A 9,459-nucleotide genomic window follows, 5' to 3' on the forward strand; every position below is an offset into this window, starting at 1 on the left:
ACCTAAAATCCAACAATCGCAATGGCACAGCAACATCGGGACAGCGAGGGCAAGAGTCTGCTTGTCTTGGGCATAATTTGGCTGCTGGGGGCAATTAGCGATCGCCTCTGGTTTGCCCTCGATCGATCTGTCCCGGCGTGGGATCAAGCAGACTACCTGACTAGCACCCTGAAATATTTGCAGGCGTTGCAGCATCCTCAGTGGTTTTCCGGGGAGTGGTGGACAAACTTCTGGCTGCTTTCGACGAAAATTCCGCCCTTGGCATACATCTTAACGGTTCCGTTTCTTCAGGTTTTCGGTACTGGGGGCGATCGGGCAACCCTCGTTCATTTATTATTTAGTGCAATTCTCCTCGCCTCAGTCTACAGTCTCGGCGTCCAATTATTTAACCGGCAAGTCGGTTTGTGGGCCGCTGCAATTTGCGTTTTGTTACCGGGACTTTATCGGTTCCGCTTGCAATTTTTACTCGACTATCCCCTCACTGCGACGATTACTTTTGCTTTTTATTGTCTGACAATGTGGAAGGCTTCTGAAGGAAAGAAGGAAGAAGGAAGTTCGGCAACGGATTTTATAACGGATGTAACGGATGTAACGGATGTAACCGATAGAACTCTGTTGGAGGAACGAACAAAGAAAAAGTATAAATTCTCCCCCTCCCCCACTCCCCCACTCTCCCCGTCGTCTTTCTTTTGGGCGATCGCCTTTGGAATTTCTCTCGGCTTATCAATATTAGTTAAACACACTACAGTCTTATTTCTATTTACCCCGATTGTCTGGTTGGCTGTTGGTGCGGTGCGACAAAAAGCTTGGGGAAGATTAGGTCAATTAGCAGGTAGTTTGTTGCTGTCGGTGGCGGTGTTTGGGCCGTGGGCGAAAACCAATTGGCTGTTAATTTTGACCGGGGGAAAACGGGCAACGCTGGATTCTGCGATCGCCGAAGGAGATCCGGCCATCAATACGATCGACGCTTGGATTTACTACGGTAAGCACTTACCCGAACACATTTCTTGGCCTCTGTTACTTATTCCCTTAGTAGGATTGATACTTTATTGGCGTCGCCGACAAGATAGTTCGTCCATCTTTTATCTGAACTCGTGTCGGTGGCTGGCTGTTTTCTGGGTAGGAGCTTATTTAATTAATTCTCTAAATATCAACAAAGACGACCGATATGTGATACCTTATTTGCCAGTTTTATCTATTTTCTTAGCCTACTGTTTAACGCTGTGGCCTTCTCGGTGGGGACGACAAATTCGCTGGGGTACAGTTGGCTTGGCAATTCTGGCGATGCTGTTCCATATCTTGCCGCTGGGAGGTGCTCTGGGAAATAGCTTAGTCCAAATTATCAGTCCCGGCAATTCTAACTATCCTTACTTGGGGAAAGAGTGGCCGCACCGAGAGGTAATTGCAGAAATTATTGATCGGGAACCTTATTTGCAATCTACTTTAGGCGTGTTGCCTTCGACGCCGGAAATTAACCAGCATAATTTGAATTTTTACGGTGCTTTGGCTAATTTTCAGGTTTACGGGCGGCAGGTGGGAACGAATTTAAAACAAGTGCCGCAAGATGTGCGATCGCTCTCTTGGTTCGTAACAAAAAGTGGCCCGCAAGGTTCGATTCGCGAAGGGATTAAAAAAGCTCAAAATGCAGCCGTAACCGCGATTGAAAAAGGCGATAAATTTCAGTTAGAAAAAACTTGGTTTTTGCCAGATTATACTAATTTAAATCTTTATCGCAAGCGAGTGCAGCCTGTCGAAATACAGCCGTTGAATAAAGGGCTATCGCAAGTACAATTAGATCGAGTTATTGTCGCTGCGAAAGCAGTTCCCGGAGTCGCGCTACCGGTTACTTATACTTGGTCTGGGCCTTGGCAGCAGTTGCAGTCTGGTTTAGTGTTGGTAACGTGGCAAAATCAGCAGTCTGGCAATATTCCACCGGGACAAACTTTCAGGATTTTACACGATCGCGCGATCGGACAGGCGACTTTGCATCCGGGGATTCTGGAAGCGGATAAATTTGCTGTGGGGTTTCGAGTTGTCGATCGCACGGCGATGCTTCCTCCTGCTAATATTGCACCGGGAACTTACAATCTGCAAGCTACTTATCTAAATCGGAAAACCGGGGAAACTTATCCGATTAATGTGCCTGCAGTTAGTGTTAAGATCGAGGCAGAGCCTCTGGATATGCGTTTTCAGGCAGAGCGTGGAAACGAGGATAATACTGATAAGCCTGAGTTAGATTTGGTGACTCAATTGCGGGCGATGGCGGTTAATTTACCCAAAGGATTGCCCGGTTTAGAACCTGTATTCGAGCAGATTGGGCGCATCAATCAGTACGATCCAATTCAAGATTATACCGTGCAAGCAGAACAAGCGTTAGAATATCGGTTGCAGCAGGAACCAAATAATCTAGAATTGGCTTATGCTTTGGCATTTTCGCGAGTATTGCAGCAGAATGTCGAAAGTGCGATCGCCGCCTTAGAAAAAGTCACTCAACTCGACTCAAAAAACCCTTACGCTTACGCCTATCTCGCTTTCGTACACCTGTACGGCTGGCATCCCAAAGCCGCTCAAACCGCCTTAAAACCTGCTCTCGCTCTCAACTCCAATCTACCGGAAATTAGAATTTTAAACGGTGTAGCGGCTCTGATGCAAGGTAATCTCATTCAAGCATGGCAAGATTTGCAATACTTAAAAAAACTAAAAATTTAACAATCCCTTTTATTGTGGCACGGGCCTGCCGCCTGTGCTTCTAAATCTGTAACGCCTGTGCTTCTAAATCTGTAAAAAACAGAACACCAATGAACCAACCAAGAATTGTTTCTCTAATTCCCAGTGCCACCGAAATTGTAGCACTTTTAGGATTAACCGATGCAATTGTGGGCCGTTCCCACGAATGCGATTATCCCCCAGCCATCCAAAACTTACCTGTTTGCACTCAGCCAAAATTTAATCCCGAAGGAACTAGCAGCGAAATTCACAACCGCGTGACAGAATTGTTGCAAAATGCGCTGAGTGTCTATAAAGTAGAAATAGATACTTTGGAAAAATTGCAGCCGACTCACATTATTACTCAAGCTCAATGTGAAGTCTGCGCTTGTTCTTTAACAGAGGTTGAACAAGCAGTAAGCACGCTGGTAAATAGCAAGCCGGAAATTATTTCTTTGCAGCCTAATTTGCTAGCAGAAATCTGGACGGATATTCAGCTAGTGGCTGATGCTTTGGGCGTAGATGGCAAAAGTGCGATCGACCTTTTGCAATCCCGCATCAATGCTATTACCTCGAAAACACAAGCATCATCTATTATTACCACAAAAGAAAGACTACCCAAAGTAGCCTGCATCGAATGGATTGAGCCTTTGATGGCTGCCGGTAACTGGATTCCCGAATTAGTGGCAATGGCGGGAGGCAATTCGCTGTTTGGAATTGTCGGGGAACATTCCCCTTGGTTAAAATGGGAATCGCTAGTAGAAGCTAATCCCGATGTAATTATTTTCATGCCTTGCGGCTTTGATTTAAGTCGCACTCGCAGCGAAGCAATGCAGATAACTAAATACGCAGAATGGCCTAATTTGCAAGCAGTAAAAACGGGGAAAGTTTACATAACTGACGGCAATTCTTACTTTAATAGACCGGGGCCGAGATTGGTTGATTCGTTAGAAATTTTAGCAGAAATTCTCCATCCCGAAATCTTCGATTTTGGCTATCGGGGTAAGGGTTGGCAGCCATTTTTTTCAGTTGACAGTTGACAGTTGACAGTTGACAGTTGACGGCGGGGCGAGCTCTACCTGGAAGTCCGAGGATTGGAGTAATGAATAGTCTTCTTTTAATTTCTCCCTGCAAGGGTTGGGGCTTTAAACCAATTCTTTGTGGTAAGTACCTGGTGCTAGCTAAAGCTTGATCTAGATTAATTCTGAATCGCTTGCCATAAAAATAAGGACACAACAATTTTGTGTCCTTACTTCCCGTTCATTTAATCGAATTCGATCTCAATTGATGCAAAAACCTCTAGTCTTACATCCCATCGGGCGGCATCAGCACCTTGTCAATTACGTGAATCACGCCGTTGCTAGCTTTGATATCAGCTTTCACAACATTAGCGCCGCTGACAGTGACTTTGCCTGCGTTAACAGCCACCTTTAGCGAACTGCCTTCCACACTTGCAACATCGCCGGATTTTAGGCTAGTTGATACAACCGAACCAGGAACAACGTGGTAAGCTAAAATCTTAGTAAGTTTGGCTTTGTTTTCCGGTTTGAGCAAATTCTCCACAGTTCCTTCTGGCAAAGCAGCAAATGCCGCGTCTGTCGGTGCAAAAACAGTGAAAGGGCCTTTTCTTTGTAAAGTTGCAACCAAGTCGGCTGCTCCCAAAGCCTTTGTCAGCGTCTTGAATTGAGGGTCGCCCGATGCAATACCAACAATATCCTTAGCAGCGGAAGTTGGTGCCGGTGAAGCAGCGGTTTTCACCTTTCCTGGAACTGGTTGAGTTTGAGTTGCATTAGCAACATTGGTGTTGGAGGTGATGTGAGCCCAAGCCGGGAAACCGATTAGCGCGCTAGCGCCGATTATTCCTGCGAAACCTGTGACTTGTTTCATCCAGCTAGGTAAATTTTGATTTTTCATTGCGCTTGCATTTCCTTATGAGATAAAACCGTGAACATGAATTGTTATGTTAGCCAAATCTCGACAAAAGGCAAGGTTGCCAGAGGCTAAGGTAGAGAGAAATTTCTCTTGCAGCCCCGATCGAACAAAACTTCCTTAATATAACGCAACCTAAGAAATCTGGCATCAACCGCTAAATCTGTAACTCAAAACCTCAATCACCGAACCAGTTTGGGGTAAGTCACCAGCTTTGATCGAAATCGTGTCATTATTCAATCGGCGCACCGGCGTACCATCCATCAGCGCCAAGAATTCATCTAGCGGCACCAAATCGCACGCAGCAGCATCGGCGGCTTGGGTTTTGAAATGTGTAGGAATCACCATCTTCGGTTTGAGAAGTTGCAAAGTTTGCTTCGCTTCCGCCGGAGTGTAAGCTTTCGGCCCGCCGCCCACGGGAATCAGCACTACATCGGGCCGCCCGATCAAGATTTGTTCTTCAATGCCGATCGGGCCAGCAACTCCGCCCAAGTGTAAAATCTTAACGCCCGCTTGCTGCCACAGCCAAGCCACATTGACCCCAAATCGCCTTCCTCCCTCACGGTCTTTTTCCGTCCGAATCCCTTGAATCCGCAGCCCGTTAGACCTGTAAGCCCCTGGTTCGTACAAAAGGCCGGGATTGCCCGCAAATCCGTCGATCGCCCCTTCATCGAGCAATCGGCTGCTAATCAGAATCAAATCTGTTGGCACTTTAGGAGAGCGATAGCCTGCGGTACAGCCCAGGGGGCGAAAAGGATTCACCAGCACCCTCGCACCGCCTCCGGAGAACAAGAAGCAAGTGTGGCCCAACCACTGAATCGACAAAGAATCAGCAGTTTGAGCTTGATAGCTTTCCCATCCAGATGGCAAACCAGTGAAGAAAGCTGCTAGCAAACCCGTCTGTGCGTAACGTATTAATTGTCGCCGTTTCATCTTGTGGTTGGGGTTGTCGGGTGTTGGTCGTCTGTTGTTATACCACAAAACACCGCCAGTCGATTTTAGATTTTAGATTTTAGATTTTAGATTTTAGATTTACTCCACAGATGAATCTGGGATATGGAACTTTCGTCTAAAATTTGGGGATCACCACAACGATTTTCGGGGGCTTGTATCCTTTTGTGGACGCCTGAGATGCGAAAATGTGCACCATAGTTTTACCGTAAAGTTTGCATTGCGCGCCCTACAAAGTTAGATAATTTCAACCGTCAGGTTCGCATTACGCACCCCAAAGATTCAGACAAAAACTCAAAATTCAAAACCCAACTAAAGCCGTTTCAAGAAATTTCGTAATAATTGCTTTCCCGAAGTCGTCAAAATACTTTCCGGGTGAAACTGTACACCTTCAATGTGCGGATATTCCCGATGCCGCACACCCATAATAGTTCCGTCTTCAACCCAAGCGGTCATTTCCAAAACTTCTGGACAACTCTGCTTTTCAATTACCAAACTGTGATAGCGAGTTGCAATCATCGGCGATTCCACGCCCTGAAAAACTCCGACTCCTGCGTGTTCTACCTGAGAAGTTTTGCCGTGCATCAACACGGGTGCAGAAACAATTTTCCCGCCAAATACTTGACCGATACTTTGATGTCCCAGGCACACGCCTAAAATTGGTAAAGTCGGGCCCAATTCTTTGATTAATTCCAGAGAAATTCCCGCATCTTCCGGCCGCCCCGGGCCAGGAGAAATCACCACTGCTGCCGGCTGCAATTGGCGAATTTCTGCTAAGGAAATTTGGTCGTTCCGGTAGACTTGCACTTCGCTGGCTACAGGCAATTCAGCACCTAGTTCTCCTAGATACTGTACCAAATTGTATGTAAAACTGTCGTAGTTATCGATGACTATAATCACGGGTTAAGTTAGATTTTAGGTTTTAGATTTTAGATTTTAGGTTAACTCGCTCCCTGAAAGCAAGGGTTTCAAGATTTTAGATAGATGCCTAAGATAAAAATAGCTGCAATATAGACGAATAAAACTAAAAATCTCAAATTGGTCATCTAAAACCTAAAATTTGCCATCGCCCAATAAGTTACTGACGGCCGATCGCAATTTGAACGACTGCCCACAAAGGAGGAAGCAGAAGTGCAGTACCGACGATGATCGCAGCCATTGCCGATACCAGAACTGCTCCGGCAGCGCAGTCTTTGGCAATTCTGGCTAGTTCGTGATAAGATTGCCCGACTGTCAAGTCTACCACCGATTCGATCGCCGTATTCAACAGTTCCATTGCTAAAACTATGCCAATGGTGACGCCGATCACAGATATTTCTACTGGTTTGAGTTGCAAAAATAGGCCGAGTCCGATCGCCAAAGTGCCAATAACTGTGTGAATCCGAAAATTGCGCTGAGTTTCAAAAGCATAACTCAGACCCCCCCAAGCGTATCTAAAACTCGTAGCTAAGCTAGATGCGATTTTCCAGGACAGCTCTCGGTTGTATTTCAAGGCTTTTTTCGGCTCCTGGACTGTCTGGCTAGAAGAGTCTTGAGGCATGGGCAGAAACTGTGCGATTTGTGATGAAATTGAGGGTCTATCTAGTGTCATAAAGAACCAACTTTAATTTACAGAGATGAATGAAAGCTAAACTTTTGAAATTAACTTCATCAAGTCTAGGTAACTTTTCTAAGTTTTTACTAAAGTTTTGGTTTAATTTCAGAAAGTTATGTTGGGCTTGACATGATTTGTTAAATAACCATCAACTTCAGTTATGCTGTTTGGATCGTGAGACCGATCGCCCGCAGCAATGTTTCTTGTCGATCGAGCATTTGAGTCAGACTTTCTTCATCCGGGTGATCCCAGCCCAAAAGATGCAGAAAACCGTGGGCTGCCAGCCAAGCTAGTTCGGTCTTCAGGGGATGTCCTTGCTGCTGGGCTTGTCGGTTAGCTGTATCGATCGAGATGACGATATCACCCAAGTATAGGGGTTCAGATGACTGCATTTCCTCTAGCTGAGGACAGTCTACCTCTAAAGATGCGAAAGCTAGTACATCAGTCGGTCGATCGAGCTGGCGGTACTGGAGGTTGAGGGCTTGCATCTCCGTATCAGCGGTTAAACGCAGACTGACTTCGTAGCCTGGAGCCGCTGGCACATCCGCCGCCTGGTTTTCCAGCCAAACGCTAAACCAATTTTCCCACGTTTCGGCTGAAATCTCCCCGCTGGCTGCACTCTCAGGGAGGTTGGAAGCGTCGGCTGACTGCTGGGCGAGCCCGTAACAGTCTTCGACGTTCACCTCTATTAACATTTTTTTGCTCTCCTGTCAAGGGATATATTCAATTTTTTTACAAATTCCAATTGCGCGATCGAACGGCAGGGGATTTTGCTGTTGCTGGAAAGATACAGTAATCTGTTAGAGATTGCAACAGGCAGGCAGAACAATCAGCTTAACTCCCGATTAAGAAAGATCAAAAACATCAGCAGAAATTAGAGGCTGATTGTTGGAATCCCGGATTAAGAATTGAAATAGCGATCGAGAAAAGCCAAACCGACGAGTACGCCTAAAAGTCCCGCCGCCGTCAAGGCAAAATGAAACAAAGAAGTCGCCCGCTTGCGAACCATGTTCCGCATCGCCAGCTTGACATAACTCGGTGGAGGTGCGGTGTTTGTCGGCGCTGTCTGGGTTTCGGCGGCGGACTCTTCGGAGGCGGGAATTGCTGAGGGAGGTTGACTCATTACGGTTAGTTTAGAAGGTTAACAGAGGGGCTGCTGAGGACAGGCTCGTCCCGATGTTAACAAATATGTAACGTTTTGTGTAGGATTTTTTAGATTTCAGATTGTCGCAGGCTGGTTTCGGGCGGCAGAGAATCGGGCTAAACTTTCTTCAGCCATCAGCCATCCGCTGAACTTCAGCAATAATTCGCCTCACTGTCTCCGCCTCGGGCGATCGCAAATGCTGCAAAATGTCCAAAGATTGCTGTAAATAATTCAAAGCTTTGTCAAAATCTCTCTTCTTAAGTACACCGACAAAAATATTTACACACCTACAATTTTGTAAGGCTCACAGAAAGAGAATTTCAGATTCTATTTTGTGTAATTAATTCTGTCCAACTACTTATCTGCTAACAACTGTCCTAACCTTCCGAAAGTAGCAGCTTTTCCTCGATAATCGCCCATCTTTTCCTCAAGTTCCAGAGATTTTTCATAAAATGCGATCGCCTTTGCTACTTCCCCTTAATCCGCATAAATTCCTGCTATTTGGTGCAAAGTAGCAGCTTTACCTTGAACATTGCCAATCTTTTCTTGGCGTTGTTGAATTGAGGTACCATAGAGCGAGTGAGCGATTCACAAAAACCAATTAACTGAAAGTCAAAGCCAATGAAATTTCCTGAAGATAAGTCAACTCATGTTAATAAAAATGCGCCGAATAAAGGCAAGCAAAATTATATTTATGTTGACTGTGGCAGGCAATTTAGAGATTGCTATCAAACCCAGCAGTGTTACGCGCAAGAAGTTAAATATCAATACCTAAAAATATATGTCAATGGGATGGGTTTTCGTGCGAGCAAGAGAGTCAAAGACCTGCATCACACGACACTAATTAATTAGCTCAAGCAAGTTGGAAAGCTGCTACCATCCGCTTACGATCTAGAGACAATTCCAGAAGTAGGAGAACTAGATGAGCTACAAACCTTTATAGGAGAAAAAAAACAATCTGGGTGTGGACAGCAGTAGATTACTTTAGACCAGGTATTCTAGGATGGGTATTAGGAGATCCAGCGTCCTAAAACGTTTGAACCTTTGTGGGATGTAGTTAGTAAGCTGTCAAACATCTAAACTGCATTAACTAAGTTGCCTTTATTTTTTATCTTTCGGTTCCATTTCATAATTA

At 45.5% G+C, this 9,459-nt stretch carries 8 protein-coding genes and 1 pseudogene; 3 read left to right on the forward strand and 6 right to left on the reverse strand.

The genetic code is table 11. The annotated features are described in order from the left end of the window. Window positions 1–21 precede the first annotated feature (21 nt). Together QUA10_RS25435 and QUA10_RS25440 are read left to right on the forward strand one after the other, a co-directional pair. The gene (locus QUA10_RS25435; protein WP_333085288.1) at window positions 22–2,709 is read left to right on the forward strand and encodes a glycosyltransferase family 39 protein; all 2,688 of its coding nucleotides are present in this window, start codon (window positions 22–24) and stop codon (window positions 2,707–2,709) included. Window positions 2,710–2,798: 89 nt separating this feature from the next. Then, on the forward strand, window positions 2,799–3,746 hold the full coding sequence (locus QUA10_RS25440; protein WP_333085287.1) for a cobalamin-binding protein: 948 nt from the start codon (window positions 2,799–2,801) through the stop codon (window positions 3,744–3,746). 265 nt (window positions 3,747–4,011) lie between these two features. Here QUA10_RS25440 and QUA10_RS25445 read toward each other — a convergent pair whose 3' ends face one another. The 6 genes from QUA10_RS25445 to QUA10_RS25470 all read right to left on the reverse strand — a co-directional run bounded on the left by QUA10_RS25445 (window position 4,012) and on the right by QUA10_RS25470 (window position 8,303). Then, entirely contained in the window at window positions 4,012–4,620 is a 609-nt protein-coding gene (locus QUA10_RS25445; protein ID WP_333085286.1) for a fasciclin domain-containing protein, read from the reverse strand. A 165-nt stretch (window positions 4,621–4,785) separates the two neighbouring features. Then, window positions 4,786–5,568 carry an MBL fold metallo-hydrolase gene (locus QUA10_RS25450; RefSeq protein WP_333085284.1) on the reverse strand — a complete coding sequence of 261 codons (783 nt, stop codon included), beginning with the start codon at window positions 5,566–5,568 and terminating at the stop codon, window positions 4,786–4,788. Window positions 5,569–5,898: 330 nt separating this feature from the next. Then, the gene (locus QUA10_RS25455; protein WP_333085283.1) at window positions 5,899–6,486 is read right to left on the reverse strand and encodes an aminodeoxychorismate/anthranilate synthase component II; all 588 of its coding nucleotides are present in this window, start codon (window positions 6,484–6,486) and stop codon (window positions 5,899–5,901) included. A 178-nt stretch (window positions 6,487–6,664) separates the two neighbouring features. Further along, complete coding sequence (locus tag QUA10_RS25460) at window positions 6,665–7,177, reverse strand: diacylglycerol kinase family protein (protein ID WP_333085282.1); 513 nt, start codon at window positions 7,175–7,177, stop codon at window positions 6,665–6,667. A gap of 161 nt (window positions 7,178–7,338) precedes the next feature. Continuing rightward, window positions 7,339–7,875, reverse strand: a complete 537-nt coding sequence (gene ybeY / locus QUA10_RS25465) for an rRNA maturation RNase YbeY (protein WP_333085281.1) — start codon at window positions 7,873–7,875, stop codon at window positions 7,339–7,341. Window positions 7,876–8,081: 206 nt separating this feature from the next. Then, a complete protein-coding gene (locus QUA10_RS25470; protein ID WP_333085280.1) occupies window positions 8,082–8,303 on the reverse strand; it encodes a DUF3285 domain-containing protein in 222 nt (73 codons plus the stop codon). 642 nt (window positions 8,304–8,945) lie between these two features. On the opposite strand from QUA10_RS25470, the pseudogene QUA10_RS25475 reads away from it, so the two are divergent. Further along, window positions 8,946–9,389: pseudogene (locus QUA10_RS25475) on the forward strand (IS1 family transposase); the annotation flags it as partial. Between the last annotated feature and the right edge of the window lie 70 nt (window positions 9,390–9,459).

It is taken from the genome of Microcoleus sp. Pol8_D6 (assembly GCF_036700965.1).
Classification (GTDB): Bacteria; Cyanobacteriota; Cyanobacteriia; order Cyanobacteriales; family Microcoleaceae; genus Microcoleus.

Excerpts from the sequence above, each read along its gene's own strand:
- QUA10_RS25435 (WP_333085288.1), top strand. The coding sequence starts at position 22 with ATGGCACAGCAACATCGGGACAGCGAGGGCAAGAGTCTGCTTGTCTTG.
- QUA10_RS25445 (WP_333085286.1), bottom strand. The coding sequence starts at position 4,620 with ATGAAAAATCAAAATTTACCTAGCTGGATGAAACAAGTCACAGGTTTC.
- QUA10_RS25460 (WP_333085282.1), bottom strand. The coding sequence starts at position 7,177 with ATGACACTAGATAGACCCTCAATTTCATCACAAATCGCACAGTTTCTG.
- QUA10_RS25440 (WP_333085287.1), top strand. The coding sequence starts at position 2,799 with ATGAACCAACCAAGAATTGTTTCTCTAATTCCCAGTGCCACCGAAATT.
- QUA10_RS25450 (WP_333085284.1), bottom strand. The coding sequence starts at position 5,568 with ATGAAACGGCGACAATTAATACGTTACGCACAGACGGGTTTGCTAGCA.
- QUA10_RS25470 (WP_333085280.1), bottom strand. The coding sequence starts at position 8,303 with ATGAGTCAACCTCCCTCAGCAATTCCCGCCTCCGAAGAGTCCGCCGCC.
- ybeY (WP_333085281.1), bottom strand. The coding sequence starts at position 7,875 with ATGTTAATAGAGGTGAACGTCGAAGACTGTTACGGGCTCGCCCAGCAG.